At 70.9% G+C, this 18,289-nt stretch carries 17 protein-coding genes; 6 read left to right on the top strand and 11 right to left on the bottom strand.

Going from position 1 to position 18,289, the window contains the following annotated elements; translation table 11 throughout:
- From HS99_RS24725 to HS99_RS24715, 4 genes are all read right to left on the bottom strand, one after another.
- The coding region (locus tag HS99_RS24725) for a condensation domain-containing protein (protein ID WP_170066675.1) at positions 1-1,600 on the bottom strand (1,600 nt) is incomplete at its 3' end.
- 32 nt (positions 1,601-1,632) lie between these two features.
- Positions 1,633-2,637 (bottom strand): 2,3-diaminopropionate biosynthesis protein SbnA, encoded by a 1,005-nt coding sequence (gene sbnA, locus HS99_RS24720; RefSeq protein ID WP_030289525.1) that lies wholly within the window; start codon positions 2,635-2,637, stop codon positions 1,633-1,635.
- 34 nt (positions 2,638-2,671) lie between these two features.
- Positions 2,672-2,833: a hypothetical protein gene (locus tag HS99_RS45185; RefSeq protein ID WP_157846580.1), complete on the bottom strand. Its 162-nt coding sequence runs from the start codon at positions 2,831-2,833 to the stop codon at positions 2,672-2,674.
- Positions 2,834-3,088: 255 nt separating this feature from the next.
- Positions 3,089-3,391, bottom strand: a complete 303-nt coding sequence (locus HS99_RS24715) for a hypothetical protein (RefSeq protein ID WP_030289523.1) — start codon at positions 3,389-3,391, stop codon at positions 3,089-3,091.
- A 164-nt stretch (positions 3,392-3,555) separates the two neighbouring features.
- Here HS99_RS24715 and HS99_RS24710 point away from each other — a divergent pair, with 164 nt between their 5' ends.
- Positions 3,556-4,575 (top strand): helix-turn-helix domain-containing protein, encoded by a 1,020-nt coding sequence (locus HS99_RS24710; RefSeq protein ID WP_223886017.1) that lies wholly within the window; start codon positions 3,556-3,558, stop codon positions 4,573-4,575.
- Positions 4,576-4,652: 77 nt separating this feature from the next.
- On the opposite strand, the gene HS99_RS24705 is transcribed toward HS99_RS24710, so the two are convergent.
- Together HS99_RS24705 and HS99_RS24700 are read right to left on the bottom strand one after the other, a co-directional pair.
- The gene (locus tag HS99_RS24705) at positions 4,653-5,471 is read right to left on the bottom strand and encodes an ABC transporter permease (protein WP_030289520.1); all 819 of its coding nucleotides are present in this window, start codon (positions 5,469-5,471) and stop codon (positions 4,653-4,655) included.
- Positions 5,468-6,589 (bottom strand): ATP-binding cassette domain-containing protein, encoded by a 1,122-nt coding sequence (locus tag HS99_RS24700; RefSeq protein WP_078867631.1) that lies wholly within the window; start codon positions 6,587-6,589, stop codon positions 5,468-5,470. Before HS99_RS24700 ends, HS99_RS24705 begins: the two co-directional genes overlap by 4 nt.
- Positions 6,590-6,991: 402 nt before the next feature.
- On the opposite strand from HS99_RS24700, the gene HS99_RS24695 reads away from it, so the two are divergent.
- Entirely contained in the window at positions 6,992-9,220 is a 2,229-nt protein-coding gene (locus HS99_RS24695) for an MMPL family transporter (RefSeq protein WP_050366655.1), read from the top strand.
- A 64-nt stretch (positions 9,221-9,284) separates the two neighbouring features.
- Positions 9,285-10,292, top strand: a complete 1,008-nt coding sequence (gene sbnB / locus HS99_RS24690; protein WP_030289514.1) for a 2,3-diaminopropionate biosynthesis protein SbnB — start codon at positions 9,285-9,287, stop codon at positions 10,290-10,292.
- Between the two features lie 130 nt (positions 10,293-10,422).
- Here the strand turns inward: sbnB and metG are convergent, their stop codons facing one another.
- The 3 genes from metG to HS99_RS24675 all read right to left on the bottom strand — a co-directional run bounded on the left by metG (position 10,423) and on the right by HS99_RS24675 (position 13,322).
- Complete coding sequence (metG, locus tag HS99_RS24685; RefSeq protein ID WP_030289512.1) at positions 10,423-12,141, bottom strand: methionine--tRNA ligase; 1,719 nt, start codon at positions 12,139-12,141, stop codon at positions 10,423-10,425.
- A 141-nt stretch (positions 12,142-12,282) separates the two neighbouring features.
- Positions 12,283-12,489 (bottom strand): DUF397 domain-containing protein, encoded by a 207-nt coding sequence (locus HS99_RS24680; protein ID WP_030289510.1) that lies wholly within the window; start codon positions 12,487-12,489, stop codon positions 12,283-12,285.
- On the bottom strand, positions 12,486-13,322 hold the full coding sequence (locus tag HS99_RS24675) for a helix-turn-helix domain-containing protein (RefSeq protein ID WP_157881847.1): 837 nt from the start codon (positions 13,320-13,322) through the stop codon (positions 12,486-12,488). Before HS99_RS24675 ends, HS99_RS24680 begins: the two co-directional genes overlap by 4 nt.
- Before the next feature lie 327 nt (positions 13,323-13,649).
- Between HS99_RS24675 and HS99_RS45180 the strand changes: the two genes are divergently transcribed.
- Positions 13,650-13,805, top strand: coding sequence for a hypothetical protein (locus tag HS99_RS45180; protein WP_157846581.1), 156 nt, complete (start codon positions 13,650-13,652; stop codon positions 13,803-13,805).
- Positions 13,806-14,657: 852 nt separating this feature from the next.
- A complete protein-coding gene (locus tag HS99_RS44185) occupies positions 14,658-15,164 on the top strand; it encodes an ATP-binding protein (RefSeq protein ID WP_051835614.1) in 507 nt (168 codons plus the stop codon).
- Here the strand turns inward: HS99_RS44185 and HS99_RS24665 are convergent.
- Entirely contained in the window at positions 15,092-15,694 is a 603-nt protein-coding gene (locus HS99_RS24665; protein WP_030556693.1) for a GNAT family N-acetyltransferase, read from the bottom strand. The two genes, HS99_RS44185 and HS99_RS24665, sit on opposite strands and share 73 nt — an antisense overlap.
- A 124-nt stretch (positions 15,695-15,818) precedes the next feature.
- The gene (locus HS99_RS24660; RefSeq protein WP_030289500.1) at positions 15,819-17,102 is read right to left on the bottom strand and encodes an adenylosuccinate synthase; all 1,284 of its coding nucleotides are present in this window, start codon (positions 17,100-17,102) and stop codon (positions 15,819-15,821) included.
- Between the two features lie 126 nt (positions 17,103-17,228).
- Here HS99_RS24660 and HS99_RS24655 point away from each other — a divergent pair, with 126 nt between their 5' ends.
- Positions 17,229-18,080, top strand: a complete 852-nt coding sequence (locus HS99_RS24655) for a diacylglycerol kinase family protein (protein WP_030289499.1) — start codon at positions 17,229-17,231, stop codon at positions 18,078-18,080.
- Positions 18,081-18,289: the final 209 nt, after the last annotated feature.

Here is an 18,289-nt window from a genome sequence, read left to right as displayed (position 1 = left end):
GGACGTCCAGCGGCAGCCAGGCCGCGCCCGCGCCGAGCACGCCGAGGACGGCGGTCACGAAGCCGGTGCCGGGGGCGGCGGCGACGGCCACCAGCCGGTCCGGCCCGGCGCCCGCGGCGACCAGTCGGCGGGACAGGGCGCTGGCCCGGGCGACCAGCTCGGCGTAGTCGAGCCGGCCGGCGTCGTCCTGGACGGCGGTCGCACCGGGCCGGGCCAGGGCGAGTTCGCGGATCCGGGGCAGGACGTCGGTGAACACCTCGGGCTGCTGCCCGTAGCCGTTCCCCCCGGCGAGGACGTGCTCGCGCTCGGCCGGCGGCAGGGCGGCGATCCGGCCGACCGGCAGCTCGGTGGGGACGGTGGCGAACTCGGCGAGGTAGCCGAGCAGGGCGTCGCGGAAGAGGTCCAGGCGCTCCTGCGGGTAGCGGTCGGCGTCGCCGTCGATCCGCAGCTCGCAGCCTTCCTCGCCGCTGTCCAGGAACAGGATCTGCAGGTCCGGGACGGGGCCGGTGGACAGGTTGCGGACCCGGGCGCGGCAGTCGCCGAGGGCGAACTCGCCGCCGGTCTGCAGCACGTTGACGGTCGGGCCGAAGCTGCGGCCGGCGTCGCCGGTCAGACCGAGGTCGCGGCGGATCGCGTCGTGCCGGTGGCGCTGGTGGCGCAGCGTGCCGCGCAGGGTGGCCGCGACCTGGGTGAGCAGGCCGTCGCGACCGAGCGCGGGGTGGGCGGCGACCGGCAGCGGCAGGAAGTTGGCGCGCATGCCGGGGACGGACTGCGCCAGCGGGGTGGTCCGGGCGGCGACGGGCAGGGTCAGCACGACCCGGTCGGTGCCGGCCAGCTGGGCCAGGCAGCCGGCGGTGGCGCCGATCAGCAGGGTCTGCCAGGTGACCCGCTCGGCCCAGGCGGCGTCCTGGAGCCTGGTGACGGTGTCGGGCGGGATCAGGCCGGTGCTGCGCAGGGTGCTGCGGGCGGGCGCGCCGAGGTGGCCGGAGAGCACGGTGGGCTCGATGCCGTCGGCCAACTGCTCGGCCCAGTAGGCGCGGTCGCGCTGGTGGGCGGGGGAGGCGAGGTAGTCGTCCTCCTCGGCGAGCAGCTCGGCGAGGGTCGGGTCGGCGGCCGGCTCGGCGTCGGGCAGGTCGTACTCGGCGGCGAGCCGCGCGTAGACCAGGGAGCGGCTGAAGCCGTCCACCAGGATGTGGTTGGCCTTCACGTGCAGCCAGGCCAGTTCGGGGCCGATCAGCAGCAGGGTGGCGGCGAAGGCGTCGGGACCGAGCGTGGACGGGAGCTGCCGGTCGGCGTCCAGGAACGCCTCGGCGGCGGCGAGCGGGTCCGGCTCGCCGGTCAGGTCGAGCACCGGCAGCGGGCGCTCGTGGGGCGGCTCGACGAGTTGCACCGGCTGACCGTCCCGCTCGACGAAGCGCACCCGCAGCGCCTCGGTGCGGTTCTGCACGCGCTGCCAGGCGGCCCGCAGCCGCTCGTGGTCCAGCGGGCCGGTCAGTTCCAGGCAGTCCGCCATGGTGAACACCGGGTTGCCCGGGTCGAGCTGCTGGGCGAACCACATCTCGCGCTGGGCGGCGGACAGCGGCAGTTCTTCGGGACGCACTGTTTCGATCGGACGCGCGTCATGACGCATCGTCATCTTACCCCCGTGACAATGGCGTTGGGCGGCGTCAGGCGCTCGACCGCATCCAGTGCGTCGGCTCCGTAGATGTCGCGCACCCAGGCGCTCTGGTAGATGGTGTCGAGGTAGCGGTCGCCCAGGTCGGGCGAGACGGCGACGGCCACGACGTCCTTGCCTTCGCGGTGCTTCTCGAGCCAGGCCGCGGCGCCGCTGACCACCGTGCCGGTGGAGCCGCCGAACAGGAAGCCGCCGCGGGCGAGCCGGTGGCAGGTGCGGACGGTGTCGACCTCGGGCACGTGGACCACGTCGTCGACGAAGTCCTCGTCCAGCAGCGCCGGCCGGACGCCGGCGCCCAGGCCGGGGATCATCCGCGGGCCGGGCTCGCCGCCGAAGGTGACGGAGCCGACGCTGTCCACCGCGACGACCCGGGTGGCAGGCCGGTGCTCCTTGAAGTAGCGGGCGCAGCCCATCAGCGTCCCGGTGGTCCCGGCGCCGACGAACAGCACGTCCAGCTCGGGGAACTGGCGGAGGATCGACGGCCCGGTGGTGCGGTAGTGGGCCCGCCAGTTGTCCGGGTTGGCGTGCTGGTTGAGCCACACGTACCGCGGCGAGGAGGCGCACAGCTCGCGGACGTAGTCCAGCCGGGCGCCCAGGAACCCGGTTTCCGGCGAGGGCTCGGTGATCATGTGGACATGGCCGCCGAGGGTTTCGATGAGCTGGCGGGTGGACAAGTTCGTACGTGGGTCGACGACGCAGATGAACTGGTAGCCCCGGACGGAGGCGATCATGCTCAACGCCATCCCGAGGTTGCCCGAGGAGGACTCCACCAGGACGGAGTCGCGGTTCAGCCGGCCGTCGCGCTCGGCGGCGTCGACCATGCTGAGGGCGGCTTTGAGCTTGACGGATCCGGCGAAGTTGAAGCCCTCGCACTTGAGGTACAGCGGGTAGTCGAACATCGCGCGCAGGTCGACGAAGAGATCGTCCTCGTTGAACTCCTGCGGTGTTCTGATGATGGGCATCGGCCCGTCCCCCTTCGCGTCGAGTGACGGGACGTCAGTCCCAGATGATGTCGTCGCCGTGCACGGTGGCGGTGTGGGCGCCGGTCGGGGCGGCGGTGGTGGTGGCGCCGGCAGCCGGCGCGGTGAGGGTGATGCCGGCGGCCAGCAGGCCGAGGAGGGCGGCGGCGCGGCCGGCGAAAACGGTGATGCTGCTCATGGTGAACCCCCGGTGGCAAAGACGTCGCGGGCCGCGTAATAAGCGGCGGCGAAACAACGGAAACGGATGAGCGCTCCGCCGGGTTCGAATCCTGCGCTGAATGGCTAGGCGAGCCCGGCTCTCTAATCCTGCGGGAAGGGGGCTCCGGCCCCCTTCGGCGTGACCAAGTCTGTCTCGCACACACGTTCCGTGCCATGGTTCGCCGCTGTCAGGGTCCTGCTATGGCAGCACCCTGCACAGCCTCCGTCTCCGGCGTCACTCCTCCAGCAACGGCAGCCGGTCGTCGCTGAATTGGGCTGCCAGCCGCCATCCGCGCAGTTCAGGCGCGTCCCGTAGGCACCGGCTGGTGATTCGGCGTGCGGCGGAATCCAGGTCTCCGGATTTGGGTGGCCCCAGAAAGAAGACGAGATCGGCGCCGAGCGGGTCGATCTCGACATACACGTGCTCAAGTCCCTCGCCCGGACGGGCGGCCTTTCGGAGCAGTTCGACGAGTTTGTCGGGCGTGACCTGTTCCGGTCCGACCATACCCCGAACCAGACGTCCGACAGTGATATACATGTCAAATCCTCTCGTGGGTGGACCCGCTCGAAGCCCGCAGGAAAGGGCCTGTCCTGAAACCTCGGGTGGCTCCGGGTCAGGTGTCGTAGCATGCCCCCGAGATCCGGCAATGACGTGGCGTTTTCATCAGGTTCGAAATATCGGGGGGGCAGGCGGTGCTGTCAGTGTTAGGACTGGATCCCGACGCCGAGGCCGTGTACCGGACGGTGCTGGCCCGTCCGGAGCTCGGAATCGCGGGGGTCGCGCAGGATCTCAACTGGCCGGAACAACGCGTCCGGGACGCCCTGGACGGACTGGCCCGGCTCACCCTGATCAGGCACTCCGAGCTGGAGCCCGGGCATCTCCTCCTGGTCAACCCGGAGGTCAGCCTGGCGATGCTGATCGGCCGACAGGAGGCCGAACTCGCCGAGCGGCAGCGCCAGATCGCGCAGAGCCGGCTGGAGGCCGCCAAGCTCGTCGCCCAGTACGCCGAGAACCGCAAGGGCGAACGGGGCCTGGGCGTCGAACAGTTGGAGGGTGTCGACCAGATCCGGCTGCGGCTGGAGGAGCTCGCGCACTCCTGCACCAGCGAGATCATGGGCTTCGCGACCGGCGGCGGGCAGTCCCAGGCCGCCCGGAAGGCGAGCCAGGCCGCCGACCAGGCGGTCTTCGACCGCGGCGTGCAGATGCGCAGCATCTACCTGGAGAGCGCGGCCAACGACGGCGGCACCATCGCCCACCTGGACTGGCTCACGGAGAGGGGCGCCCGGGTGCGGGTCGCGCCCTCGCTCCCGATGCGCCTGGTGATCTTCGACCGCGAGGTGGCGGTCGTCCCGACCGATCCGGACGACACCAGCGTGGGGGCTCTGGTGCTGTCCGGTCCCGGACTGGTCTCCGCGCTCTGCGCGCTGTTCGAGTACGTCTGGGAGAACGCCGCCCCGTACGGGAAGACCCCGGCCAGGGGGGCCGAGGGCCTCAACCCGCAGACGATGGCGGTGCTCAGCCTGCTCGCCCAGGGCCACACCGACGAGGTGGTGGCCCGCAGGCTCGGCGTCTCGGTGCGCACCTCGCGCCGGATCACCGCGGAGCTGATGGCCTGGCTCGGCGGCCGGAGCCGCTTCCAGGCCGGGGTGATAGCCGGCGAGCGCGGTCTGCTGCAGGGCGGCGCGTCGGCGCGCGAGGGCCAGGGCCGGTCCGGCTCCTGAGCCCACGCGCCCACGCGAACGGCCGGTCCGGGCGGGACACCTACCGCCTCGCCCGAACCGGCCTGCCCCGTGCTCCTTCAACGCGTCACCGCGGTGCGGTAGACCCGTAGGTTCACCGGGACCAGCACCGCGAGCAGGGCCGCCACCACGATCACCGCGAGCAGCACCGGGTGCCGGTCCGGCAGGCTGGAGCCGGCCACCGTCGGCGCGTTGCCCCACAGCTCGCGGCAGGCCGCGGCCACCAGGCTCACCGGGTTCCACTCGGCCACCGCGCGCAGCCAGGCGGGCAGCCCGGACAGCGGCATGAACGAGTTGGACAGGAACGACAGCACGACCAGGAACAGCGCCGAAATGCCGTTTATCGCCTCGGCGTTGCGCATCAGCATGCCGACCAGCGCGCCCAGCCAGAGCATCACGTAGGCGAAGGCCAGGACCAGCACGAAGCCCAGCACCGCCGAGCCGGCGTCCTTGTGGATCCGCCAGCCGACGCCGAGACCGGCCAGGGTGACGGCGAAGGTGGCGGCCGCGGCGGTGAGCAGGTCGGCCGCGGTGTGGCTGACCAGGACGGCGGAGCGGCCCATCGGCAGCGAGCGGAAGCGGTCGATCAGACCGGTGCGCAGGTCGGTGGCCACACCCAGCGCGGCCACGCCGACGCAGGTCAGACCGACCTGGGCGAACACCCCGGCCATCACGTAGTCGTGGTACTCCCCGGAGCCGGCCACGGTCACCACGCTGGCGAACAGGTAGCCCAGGACGACCACCATGGTCACCGGCGTCAGGGTGATCGCGATGATCTTCTCGGGAGTGCGGCGCAGGTGCCGCAGGTGGCGGCCGATCAGCGCGGCGGTGTCGCCGAGGGCCGTGCCGAGGCCGGCCGATGCGCCGATGTCACTCACTGCTCGTCTCCCGTCCGTGCGGTGGCGGCGGCCACCGGCTCCCGCTCGGCCTTCTCACCGTTCTCGGTCCGCCCGGCCTTCTCACCCGGCGCGGCCTTCTCGGCCTTCTCGTCCCGCTCGGCCTCCCCCTCCGGGCCCTGTGCGAGCGGCTGGGCGCCCTCCTCGGGGGCCCGGCCCACCTGGGTGCCGCGCCCGGTCAGGTGGAAGAACACGTCGTCCAGCGACGGGCGGCGCAGCGCGAAGTCGGTCACCGGCACGCCGGCCGACTCCAGGGCGACCGCCGCGGCGGCTATCGTGCCGATGCCGTCGGCCAGTTGGACGGTGATCCGGCGCCCGGTGCGGTCCACCTCGGGCTGGGCGGCGGCCACCGGGGCGAGCACGGCCAGGGCCTGCGGCAGGGCGGCGTCGGTCGAAACGCCCACTTCCAGCCACTCCTCACCGACCTTGCGCTTGAGCTCGTCCGGGGTGCCCTCGGCGATCACCTGGCCGGTGTCGATCACCAGGATCCGGTCGGCCAGGAAGTCGGCCTCCTCCAGGTACTGGGTGGTGAGCAGCACGGTCACCCCCTGGGCGACCTGCTCACGGACCATCTCCCAGAGCACCAGCCGGCTCGCCGGGTCCAGCCCGGTGGTCGGCTCGTCCAGGAACAGCACCTCGGGTCGCCCGATCAGCGCGGCGGCCAGGTCCAGCCTGCGGCGCATGCCGCCGGAGTAGGTCTGGGCCGGCTTCTCGGCGGCGCCCTCCAGCTCGAAGCGGGTGAGCAGTTCGGCCGCCCGCGCGCGGGCGCCCTTGCGGCCCAGGTGCAGGAGCCGGCCGAGGAGTTCGAGGTTCTCGCGGCCGGTGAGCAGCCCGTCCACGGCGGCGTACTGGCCCGCCAGGCCGATCCGGCGGCGCACCTGGCGCTGCTGGCGGACCACGTCGAAGCCGGCCACCTCGGCCCGCCCCTGGTCCGGCTCCAGCAGGGTCGCCAGCAGCCGGACGGTGGTGGTCTTGCCGGCCCCGTTGGGCCCGAGCAGGCCGAGCACGGTGCCGGCCGCCACCTCCAGGTCCACGCCTCTCAGCGCGTGGTGCTCCCCGTATCTCTTGCCGAGACCGGTCGCCCGAATGGCTGTGTCCATCATTCATTCCCCCTTTCACGGAGGTAGGTGAATCGTGCGGAAAGCCGACGCCGGAGCGCATTCCGGCGTGGGACCAAGGAATTGGGTGGAATCGTTCGGCGGCCGCTGGGTGTTGCCGCGGCTTCGGCCCGGCTTCACTCGGATGTGGCCCGCTCGAATGGTTGTCCCTCAACGGGAACCGACCGTAGCACCGGGGAAACGGACGCGGTAAGGGGCTTCGGCGGGGCTCGGCTGGCAGCAGCTTGCCACCGCAGGATGCTGCAACTCCCGCAGGCCCCGGGGCCGTTCGCGAGGGCCTACGGTCATGAGTATTCCTCCGGTCCCCCTCATGCCGGTGAGGACACATCCGAACCCGACTGTCGCCACTGCGGCTTGATCATGCCGCCTATCGCAGGAGAGGTAATGGCACGTCAAAGCAACTTCGCGGCCAGGCTGGGCGAGTGGAGTGCCCACCACCGCAGGACCGCCGTCATCGGCTGGGTCGTCCTGGTCGTCCTGGTCACCGTGCTCGGTGGCATGGTCGGCCAGAAGAGCCTCACCCAGGCCGACTACGGGACCGGGGACTCCGGCCGCGCCGCCCAGATCCTCAAGGACGCCGGGATCAACGACCCGGTCAACGAACTGATCCTGGTCCACAGCGACGGTCTGACCGCGGACTCCCCGGAGTTCCGCAGCGCCGTCCAGGCCACCTCCGACGCGGTCAACAAGACCGGTCTCGCGGAGAACCTCCGTGACCCGTACACCACCCAGGCCTTCTCGGCCGACAAGCACTCGGCACTGATCACGTTCGCCGTCACCGGCGACCCGGACACCGCGGCCGACCGGATCGAGCCGGTGATCACCGCCGTCCAGGACACCGCCAAGGCCCACTCGCAGGTGACCATCGGCGAGTTCGGCGGCGCGACCGCCCTCAAGGGCATCAACGACAGCCTCGGCGACGACTTCACGCGCGCCGAACTGACCGCCCTGCCGGTCGCGTTGGGCATTCTGCTGGTGGTCTTCGGCGCCTTCGTGGCGGCCGTCCTGCCGGTCGCCCTGGCGGTCACCGCCTGCATCGGCGCGCTCGGCCTGCTCTCGCTGAGCAGCCAGGCGGTGCCGGTGGACGGCATGACCAACTCGGTGATGTTCCTGATGGGTCTGGCCGTCGGCGTCGACTACTGCCTGTTCTACCTGCGCCGTGAGCGCGAGGAGCGGGCGGCCGGCCGGGACAAGGCGACCGCGCTGCGGATCGCCGCCCACACCTCGGGCCACTCGGTGATGGTCTCCGGCTTCACCGTCATGGTCGCGATGGCCGGCATGTTCCTCTCCGGACTGACCGTCTTCGAGGGCTTCGCGATGGCCACCATCGAGGTCGTCGCGGTCGCGGTGGTCGGCTCGATGACCGTGCTGCCGGCCCTGATGTCGATGCTCGGCGACAAGGTCGCGTCCGGCCGGATCCCGTGGATCAGCAAGCGCCGCCAGGCCGCCGCGGCCAACCCCAAGCCCGCCAACGCGCTGCTGCGCGGCGTGCTCGCCCGCCCCGGCATCTTCGCCGTGCTGTCCGCCGCGGTGCTCGTGGTGCTGGCCGTGCCGGCGCTCGGCATGAAGACCGAGAAGCTCGGCATGGACAAGCTGCTGCCCTCGGACAACCCCCTGGTCTCTGTCTCGCAGCGGATCGACCGGGAGTTCCCCGGCTCGCCCTCGCCCGCCACCGTGGTGGTCAAGGCCGATGACATCGGCTCGCCGCAGGTCGCCAAGAGCATCGACGACTTCAAGGCGGCCGCCCTGGCGTCCGGCAGGACCGGCAACCAGATCGACGTGCGGTACTGGAAGGACAAGAACATCGCCGAGATCAGCGTTCCGCTGGCCGGCAACGGTACCGACGCCACCTCCAAGGCGGCTCTGGCGGCGCTGCGCGGGCAGCTGGTGCCGCAGACGCTGAAGACCGTCCCGGGCACCACCGCACTGGTCAACGGTGACCTCGCCTTCTCGGTCGACTACAACGACCAGCTGCACCGCAGCATCGTCCCGGTGTTCGCCTTCGTCATGGGCGTCACCTTCCTGCTGATGCTGTTCTCCTTCCGCTCGCTGACCATCTCGATCACCTCGATCCTGCTCAACCTGCTCTCGGTCGCGGCCGCGTACGGCGTGATGACCGCGGTGTTCGTGCACGGCTGGGGAGCCTCGATCGTCGGCACCAAGGCACCCGGCGCGATCGAGTCCTGGATGCCGCTGTTCGTCTTCGTGGTGCTCTTCGGCCTCTCGATGGACTACCACGTGTTCGTGGTCTCCCGGATCCGCGAGGCCTACCTGTCGGGCAAGCCCAGCCGGGAGGCGGTCGGCCTCGGCATCCGCAACACCGCCGGGGTGGTCACCAGCGCCGGTCTGATCATGGTCGCGGTGTTCGCGGTCTTCGGCACCCTGGGCATGCAGGACTTCAAGCAGCTCGGCATCGGCCTGGCGGTCGCGGTCCTGCTGGACGCCACGCTGGTCCGCGCGGTGCTGCTGCCCGCGGTGATGGCCCTGCTCGGCGACCGCAACTGGTACCTGCCGCGCTGGCTGGGCGGCGGTCGCAGCACCCGCGCCCACGCCGGTGGTGCGCACGCGGCCGGCGGCCGCCACGAGCCCGCCGGCACCGCCTACGTCAGCTGACCCCACTCCGCCCGCACATCCGAATCCCCGCCCGCACCGGGCGGTCTCGACTGGAGCCACCACCGTGTTCGAGTTCAGAGTCATCGACGGCACCACCGCCCGCGAGGTCATCGCGGGAGCCCGCCCGCGGATCGTCCAGGAGGTCCGGGAGACCTACCTGACCCACGGCGCCGGCGAGTCGGTCAACCCCGACAGCTACTTCCTGCGGTTCCCCGCCAAGCCGGACGCCCGGATCATCGCCCTGCCGGCCTACCTCGGCGGCAGCGTCGGCCTGGCCGGCATCAAGTGGATCAGCAGCTTCCCGGCCAACATCGAGCGGGGCTTCCCCCGCGCCTCGGCCGCCCTGCTGCTGAACGACTACGAGACCGGCTACCCGTTCGCCGTCCTGGAGGCCTCGCAGATCAGCGCGGCCCGTACCGCGGCCTCCGCGGTGCTCGCCGCCGAGGTGCTCAGCGGCGGCCGGACGGCGGGCCGGCTCGCGGTGGTCGGCGCCGGCATCATCGCCCGCAACATCCTGGAGTTCTTCGGCGCCCAGGAGTGGGCGATCGACGAGCTGGTGGTGCACGACCGCGAGGCGACGTACGCCCAGGCGCTGGTCGACCACGCGGACGCCCAGCTCGGCTACCCGGCGCGGGTGGTCGAGGACCTCGGCGAGGCGCTCAAGGGCGCCGACGTGGTGGTGCTGGCCACCACCGCCGGCGAGCCGTACATCCTCGACCCGGAGACCTTCACCCCCGGCCAGCTGGTGCTCAACATCTCGCTGCGCGACCTCGCCCCGGAGATCATCGGCGGCGCGTACAACGTGCTCGACGACGTGGAGCACTGCATGAAGGCGAACACCTCGCCGCACCTGGCCGAACAGCTCTACGGCAACCGGGAGTTCGTCACCGGCACGCTCGCCCAGGTGATCGAGGGCGAGGTCGCCGTCGGCACCGACCGCCCGGTGGTCTTCTCGCCCTTCGGCCTCGGCGTGCTCGACCTGGCGGTCGGCGCGCTGGTGCACGCGGAGGCGGTGGCCGCGGGCAAGGCGACCGAGATCCCCGGCTTCTTCGCGGAGACCACCCGCTGGTAGCCCCCACCACCGGCCCGCCCCACCGGGCCGGTCCCACGGGCCCGCCCCACAGGTCCGTCCACCGGGCCCGTACCACCGACGAGGCCCCCGACCGTTTCGCGACGGTCGGGGGCCTCGTGACCTGCGTACCCTACGCCTCCGTGCCGCCGAAGCGGGCCGTCCAGGCCGCCAGGTCCTCGTCCGTGATCTTCGCGAACAGCACCGGCGGCACGGTGAACGGCGTCCCGGCCGGGACCAGGTCCAGCGCCCGGGCCTCCTCCCCGGTGATCCAGGTGCGCCCGTCCGAGGGCAGCGCGAAGGCGCCGCGCATCGCCGCCGCGGCGGTCGGGATGAACGGCTCGGACACCACCGCGTACAGCCGGATCAGGTTCATCGCCGTCCGCAGGGTCAGTGCCGCCGCCTCCGGGTCGGTCTTCACCTGCTGCCAGGGCGCCTTCTCGTCCAGGTACGCGTTGCCCGCGCTCCACAGCGCGCGCAGCGCCTGCGCCGCCTTGCGGAAGTTCAGCGCGTCCAGCTGGGCCTCGTACTCGGCCAGCAGGCCGGCGATCTGCTCGCCGAGCCGCGCCTCGGCCTCGCCGGCCGCGGCCCCGGCCGGGACGTCGTCGCCGAAGCGCTTGCGGCTGAAGGAGAGCACCCGGTTGACGAAGTTGCCGAGGGTGTCGGCGAGGTCCTTGTTGACCACCGAGGCGAAGAGGTCCCAGGTGAAGCTGGAGTCGTCCGACTCGGGGGCGTGCGCCATCAGGAAGTAGCGCCAGTAGTCGGCCGGCAGCAGCTCCAGCGCGACGTCCGTGAAGATCCCGCGCTTCTGGCTGGTGGAGAACTTCCCGCCGTAGTACGTCAGCCAGTTGAAGGCCTTGACGTAGTCGACCTTCTTCCACGGGCGGCGCGAGCCGAGGATCGTCGCCGGGAACATCACGGTGTGGAACGGGACGTTGTCCTTGGCCATGAACTGGGTGTAGCGGACGCTCTCGTCGGCCTCGTACCACCAGGACTTCCAGTCCCGCCGCTCCGCCGGGGCCGCGTCCGCCCATTCCTTGGTGGCGCCGATGTACTCGATCGGGGCGTCGAACCAGACGTAGAACACCTTGCCCTCGGCGGCCAGTTCGGGCCACACGTCGGCCGGCACCGGGACGCCCCACTCCAGGTCACGGGTGATCGAACGGTCCTGCAGGCCCTCGGTCAGCCACTTGCGGGCGATCGAGGAGGCCAGCACCGGCCAGTCGTCTCCGTGGTCGGCGATCCAGCGCTCGACCTCCCCGGTCAGCTTCGACTGGAGCAGGAACAGGTGCCGGGTCTGCCGGACCTCCAGGTCGGCGCTGCCGCTGATCGCCGAGCGCGGCTCCAGCAGGTCGGTCGGGTCCAGCACCCGGGTGCAGTTCTCGCACTGGTCGCCGCGCGCCTTGTCGTAGCCGCAGTGCGGGCAGGTGCCGACGATGTAGCGGTCCGGCAGGAAGCGGCCGTCGGTGTTGGAGTACACCTGGCGGATCGAGCGCTCCTCGATGAAGCCGTTGCGCTGGAGTTCGCGGGCGATCTCCTGGGTGATCTCCCGGTTCTGCGGCGAGGAGCTGCGGCCGAAGTGGTCGAAGGACAGCCCGAAGCCGTCGTACACCGCCTTCTGGGCCTCGTGCGCCTGGGCGCAGAACTCCGCGACCGGCAGCCCGGCCTCCTGGGCGGCCAGCTCGGCGGGCGTGCCGTGCTCGTCGGTGGCGCAGATGAACAGCACCTCGTGGCCGGTCTGGCGCAGGTAGCGGGAGTAGACGTCCGCCGGGAGCATCGACCCGACCATGTTGCCCAGGTGCTTGATCCCGTTGATGTACGGAAGGGCGCTGGTGATCAGGTGCCGAGCCATCCTCGGATGCTCCGATTTCTCCCGCACGCGCACCCCGACGCGGAGTGCTGTGCCAGGCGCAGGGGTCCACTGTGGGCTGCCAAGCCTACCGCCGTCACGGCGGGGTCATGGCCGGGTTCACAGCCGGGTTGACGGCCCGGTTCACGGCCGGGCCCGGGTGAAGTCGGCGTACCGGTCGAACTCCCCGGCCTTCACCCCGCGGACGAACGCCGCCCACTTGCGCGGCGTCGTGCGCACCACCACCTCGGGCAGGTCCGACTCCCGGATCTCCACCAGGCCGCCCGCCGATCTGACCTCCACGCAGTCGGTGCTCTCGCCGCTGGCTGACGCCTTGCGCCACGTACTCATACGAAGTCTTTCAGTAAGGCCCGGATGAAGTCCCGGGACTCCGCCGTCCCGAGCGCGATCGCCGCGGTCTTCTCCTTGATCCGGCGGTAGGAGGCCAATTCCGCCTCGGAGTGCACGAACTTCGGCCCGTGAGAGAGATCGATCTGCACGGTGTCGAGCTCCGGGACCGGCCCGCGGGCGAGATACAGGCTCTCCCCGGACCCCGTGTAGGTGGGCACGCTGAACGGGATCACCCGGATCTCCACGCCCGGCCGCTCGGAATTCTCCAGCAGGCTCCGCAACTGCTCGCGCAGCACTTCCGGACCGCCGAACTGCATCCGCAGTGCGGATTCGTGCAGGATTGCGCTGTACGGCTTCGGGTGGTCGACGAAGATCTGCTGGCGCCGAATCCGGAATGCCTTCCGGACCTCCGCCTCCTGCCGGTAGTGCGCGGGAAGCCGCTCGAACACCGCGGCGGCGTAGTCCGAGGTCTGCAGCAGCCCGGGGATGAAAGTGCTGTTCAGGATCGACAGCGACGCCGCGTGGTGCTCCATCTCCGCGATGTCGACGATCCCGCTGGGCATCCGCCCCCGGTAACCGTCCCACCAGTACTTACGGCGGTCCTGCGTCATCGCGAGCAGCGCGTCGAGGTACGGGCCCTCGGGGCAGCCGCAGGTGTGCGCCCAGGTCCGGAGCCGCTCGGCGCTGATGCCCGACTTCCCGTTCTCCATCTGCGAGATCTTGGGCAGGTCGGTGCCGATCGTGGCGGCCAGGCTCTTGGGCGTCACCCCCACGCGCTCGCGCATCTTGCGTAGTTCGATTCCCAGGCGCTGCTGGCGCACGGTCGGCGACAAGCGGGGTGGCATGACTCTCTTCTCCGAATCGCGGCTACGGTCGATGCTTCCGGTGAAGTGTGCCGTGGACACCGGGCACTAGCTAGCGAAATGGGGGATACCCCACGATGGAGTGAACGTCCAGTCCCTCGGTAGCAACTCTGGCACCCTGACTCTATGGTCATCCTTGTCACTCGCTGACTTGTTGTCCCGTAAACAGTCGCCAAGTCGCCAATGAGCCGTAAATACACACCAGATGCATGGTCAGGGCGTTCGACATCACCGACCGGAGACAGCCGTGCCCCTTCCGCCGCCCCTCCGTCTTCCTCCCCGCAATTCCCCGTCCTGGTGAACGCCCTTCTCGTCGCCGGATTGTCCACCCTCCTCCTCGCCGTCCTTTTCGTCGGCTGGCTGGTCTGGCTGGTCAACGGCCAGCCGCGCGAACTTCGCCCCTTGAAACGCGAGTTCACCCCCCGCCGCCCCACCCCCGTCGACCGCGACTGACCTGCCCTGCCTCCCGACCCCACCCCCACCATGTCCTCAACTCACCGGACAAGTGAGCTGCGGCCAGGTCTTGTTGGGGCAGACAAGCACGTAGTGGCCCGACCAGCGGCTGCCGGACACCCAACATGACCACACCACGTCCTACGCCTCGGTCAGTTGCGCAACGGCGCACCGGCGCCGTGCCTCGATCGGCATCCACGGATCGCCGCCGAGCGAGTGCTCCCCGTACCGTCCCGCGAGCCACTCGACCGCGTCGGCCGCTGCTTCCCAGGTGCCCCGTACCTGAGCGGGCGGCCGTAACAGCCACCAGCCCGCGCATCAGTCTCTGGCGCTGACGGGCCCGGCATCGCTCGCCCTTCCCCTGGCTTCTCCGTTGAATCTTCCGCCCAGGTCCTGGGCGGGCGGGGCCGTGGGTGATCTTCGTCCGGTCCAGGCAGAGAGTTGAGGCCACGTCAGCGGAGGTCTTCCTGGCGGAGTCGCGCATCTTTCGCAGCTCCAGGCCAACGCGCAACTGGCGGGCGGTTGGTGTGGTCCTCGGCGGCATGCGGAGAGTCTCCCGCGTCCGGTGGCGGCAGTCCACTTCGTGTGGGCTGCGGCCCTCGCCGATTGGGGCATATTTTGCCCGAATTGACGGGGCATCAATGCCACGGAATGGGTGGCGCAACTGCCAGAAGATGGCCTGCCGGGTGTAGCGAGTCGCTTACGCGAAGCCGCGCAAGCGGTCCCGAAGTGCACCCCGGGTGTGGGAGTGCAGGCTGCCGTCGCCTGCCCTCCTCCATCGTCGGCGGGGCAGGCCACGGGTTTCGCTTCTCTCCCAGGTGCTTTCCACTCATCTCAGGGCTGGAGAAAGCCATGTGCCTTCCACGGTTCGGTCCCTCCCGGGGCCCGCTCGCCTCCGAGTTCCGGCTCGACCTGTCCCCGCCGGCCCTTCCCGGGATGGTCGGGCCGATCCGCCGATTCCTCCGGGACCTGCTCCATGCCATGGGCCTGGACCCGGACTCGGCGTGCCTCATCCTCTCCGAGGTGGTGACCAACGCCCTGCTCCACGGGGAGGGCCGACCGGGCATCACGCTCGAACTCCTCTGCGGCGAGCTGCACATCACCGTCTCCGACGCCTCGGGGAGCCCGCTTCTGCGGCAGGCCTGGGACGACGCGCGGGCGAGTGGCCGGGGCCTGGACATCGTCGAGGCCCTCTCGGAGGAGTGGGCCGTCGAACTGATCGGCAGCCACGGCAAAGCCGTATGGGCCGTGGCCAAGTTGGGCCCACCGGTGATGAGGGTGAGCCCTCAGCCGCGCGAAAGTCGCTCCTCCAGGCGGGACTTGGCGGCAGGCCACTCGTCGGCGAGCATCGAGAAGTAGACGCTGTCGCGCCAGACGCCGGTGGGGCGGAGGCGGTGGCGGCGAAAGGTGCCCTCGTACTGGGCGCCGAGGCGCAGGATCGCGTTGCGGGAGCGCTCGTTGAGGGCGTCGGTCTTCCAGAAGACGCGGCCCATGCCGAGGTCCTCGAAGGCGTGGGTGAGCAGCAGCAGCTTGGCCTCGGTGTTGACCGCGGTGCGCCAGACCGAGCGGGCGTACATGGTGCCGCCGATCTCCAGGTACTCGTCCTTGGCGTTGAGGTCGTAGTAGCCGGTGACGCCGACGGCGGTGCCGCTGGCGAGGTCGACGGCGGCGAACTCCACGGATTCGCCGCTGGCTCCCTCGGCGATGCGGGCGTCGAGGATCGCGCCGAGCTCCTCCTCGGTGGCGGGCGGGAGGTTCATGGTCCAGCGCCAGACGTCGGGCTCGGAGCCGATGGTGGCCCAGAGGTCGGCGAGATGGTGGCGGGCCAGCGGCTCGAGGCGGATGTGGTGGCCGGTGAGGGTGACGGGTGAGGGCAGCTTCGCGGTCATGATCCGAACGTAGCTCGGTTCTGCACTAGAGGCAATGAATCTCTGAACTAGTGCAAAACAGCGAGGCTAAGCGAAGGGCCCCGCGGGACGAACCGTCCCGCGGGGCCCTCGAAGGCCGTCAGGCTCAGATGAACGAGTTGATCTGGATCGTCTCGTCGCGGCCCGGGCCGACGCCGATGGCGGAGATCGGCGCGCCGGACATCTCCTCCAGGGCCTTCACGTACGCCTGGGCGTTCTTCGGCAGCTCGGCGAAGGTCTTCGCCTTGCTGATGTCCTCGGTCCAGCCCGGCAGCGTCTCGTAGATCGGCTTGGCGTGGTGGAAGTCCGACTGGTTGTAGGGGAGTTCCTCGACCCGGCGGCCGTCGATCTCGTAGGCGACGCAGACCGGGATCTGCTCCCAGCCGGTGAGCACGTCGAGCTTGGTGAGGAAGAAGTCGGTGAGGCCGTTGACCCGGGTCGCGTAGCGCGCGATGACGGCGTCGAACCAGCCGCAGCGGCGGTCGCGGCCGGTGGTGACACCGCGCTCGCCGCCGATCCGGCGCAGCGCCTCGCCGTCCTCGTCGAGCAGTTCGGTCGGGAAGGGGCCGGAGCCGACGCGGGTGGTGTAGGCCTTGAGGATGCCGATGACCCGGTCGATCTTGGTGGGGCCGATGCCGGCGCCGGTGCAGGCGCCGCCCGCGGTCGGGTTCGACGAGGTCACGAAGGGGTACGTGCCGTGGTCGACGTCGAGCAGGGTGCCCTGGCCGCCCTCCAGCAGGACGACCTTGTTCGCCTTCAGCGCCTCGTCCAGGACGAGGGTGGTGTCGGCCAGGAAGGGCTTGATCTTCTCCGCGTAGCCCAGGTACTCCTCGACCACCAGGTCGGCCGGGATGGCGCGGCGGTTGTAGAGCTTGACCAGGATCTGGTTCTTGTCGTGCAGCGCCGCCTCGATCTTCTGGCGGAGGATCGACTCGTCGAACAGGTCCTGGACCCGGATGCCCACGCGGTTGATCTTGTCCGCGTAGGTCGGGCCGATGCCGCGGCCGGTGGTACCGATCCGGCGCTTGCCGAGGAAGCGCTCGGTGACCTTGTCGATGGTGCGGTGGTACGGGGTGATCAGGTGGGCGTTGCCCGAGATCAGCAGCTTGGAGGTGTCGATGCCGCGCTCGTTCAGGCCGTTGAGCTCGGAGAGCAGCACGCCCGGGTCGATGACGACGCCGTTGCCGATCACCGGCGTCACGTTCGGGCTGAGGATGCCGGAGGGGAGCAGGTGCAGGGCGTACTTCTGGTCGCCGATGACCACCGTGTGACCGGCGTTGTTGCCGCCCTGGTAGCGGACGACGTAGTCGACGGAGCCGCCGAGGAGGTCGGTGGCCTTCCCCTTGCCCTCGTCCCCCCACTGAGCGCCAACGAGCACGAGTGCCGGCACAGGCGTACACCCCTTCCGGTTGGGGCATCCTGCGTAGGCCGCAGTCTGCCCCGAGATAGACGAAGCCCCTGGCGCAATGGCGCAAGGGGCTCTTGCACCGAGAGATTACCTGAGGAAGGACCGGTCGTGTCGTCCCTGTCCACGCCTGGAACCGGCGGTCCCGAGCCCCTTCTACTACTGCTCGACCCGGCGGCCCGGCAGACCGACGGGGAGTCGGTGCGGATCGCGAAGGACGTGCTGTGCGGGGGTGCGGACGTCAAGGTGGCCTATCCGGAGAGCCCGTCGGAACTCGACCGGATGCTTTCGCACCGGGGCCGTCGGCGACCGGTGGTGATCGGTTCCGATCTCGCCCTGCAGCGGGTGCTCCAGGCACTGCACCGGCAGCGTGAGCTGGGCGCCGATCCGGTGGGCATGGTTCCGGTCGGCCGGGCGGAGGAGTTGGCGACGGCCCGCGCGCTCGGTGTGCCGGGCGAGCCGGTACGGGCGGCGCGGGCCGTGCTGTCGGGTGCGCCGCGCACCTTCGACCTGCTGGTGGACGACGGCGGCGGGGTGGCGCTGGGCGGGGTGCGGATCACCGGTGGCGCCCGGCGGCAGGTGGGCCGTACGGGTGGGTGGCGTTCGCTATGGGCGAAACTGGCTGCGGCCGAGCAGGCGAACGCACTCACCCCGGAGACGGCGGACCACAGCCCCCGGGTCCGGGTCGAGGCGGACGGCCGGCTGCTCGCCGACGTGCACCGCCCGGTCCGGCTGGTGCAGCTGACCCTCCAGGGCGCCGGGCGGACCGACCCGGCCGGCGCGGGGGTGCTCGAAGTGGTGGTCAGCGCGCCGGGCGCGCTGGTACGGGCGCGGGCGGCGAGCGTCTCGGTGGTCGGGCGCGGCTTCGGCTACGAGGCTGACGGCCACGCGGTCGGCCCGGTCCGCGCCCGGACCTGGACGGTCCACCCGGGCGCCTGGGGCCTGCTGCTGCCCGCGGCGTGACCACCACCCGCGAACCCCGCCCGCGAACCCCCGCCCGCGAGCCCGCCCGTGAACGCGCGCCGCACGACCTCCGCCCGTGAACGCCCGCTGAACCCCGGGTGAGCAGGCTCACGTTCGCGCCGCCCCGGCAACCACCGCTCCGCACACGGAAAGCCCCAACAGGCGCGAACCGCAAGGCCAACCGACGTCCGACGGAATTCCCCCACCCG

This window comes from Kitasatospora aureofaciens (assembly GCF_001188955.3).
GTDB classification, from domain to species: Bacteria; Actinomycetota; Actinomycetes; order Streptomycetales; family Streptomycetaceae; genus Kitasatospora; species Kitasatospora aureofaciens.
The sequence above is the reverse complement of the archived record's forward strand: the minus strand, read 5'-3'. Positions and strand labels throughout refer to the sequence as shown.

Excerpts from the sequence above, each read along its gene's own strand:
- sbnA (WP_030289525.1), bottom strand. The coding sequence starts at position 2,637 with ATGCCCATCATCAGAACACCGCAGGAGTTCAACGAGGACGATCTCTTC.
- HS99_RS45185 (WP_157846580.1), bottom strand. The coding sequence starts at position 2,833 with ATGAGCAGCATCACCGTTTTCGCCGGCCGCGCCGCCGCCCTCCTCGGC.
- HS99_RS24715 (WP_030289523.1), bottom strand. The coding sequence starts at position 3,391 with ATGTATATCACTGTCGGACGTCTGGTTCGGGGTATGGTCGGACCGGAA.
- HS99_RS24700 (WP_078867631.1), bottom strand. The coding sequence starts at position 6,589 with ATGGACACAGCCATTCGGGCGACCGGTCTCGGCAAGAGATACGGGGAG.
- HS99_RS24695 (WP_050366655.1), top strand. The coding sequence starts at position 6,992 with ATGGCACGTCAAAGCAACTTCGCGGCCAGGCTGGGCGAGTGGAGTGCC.
- metG (WP_030289512.1), bottom strand. The coding sequence starts at position 12,141 with ATGGCTCGGCACCTGATCACCAGCGCCCTTCCGTACATCAACGGGATC.
- HS99_RS24680 (WP_030289510.1), bottom strand. The coding sequence starts at position 12,489 with ATGAGTACGTGGCGCAAGGCGTCAGCCAGCGGCGAGAGCACCGACTGC.
- HS99_RS44185 (WP_051835614.1), top strand. The coding sequence starts at position 14,658 with ATGTGCCTTCCACGGTTCGGTCCCTCCCGGGGCCCGCTCGCCTCCGAG.
- HS99_RS24665 (WP_030556693.1), bottom strand. The coding sequence starts at position 15,694 with ATGACCGCGAAGCTGCCCTCACCCGTCACCCTCACCGGCCACCACATC.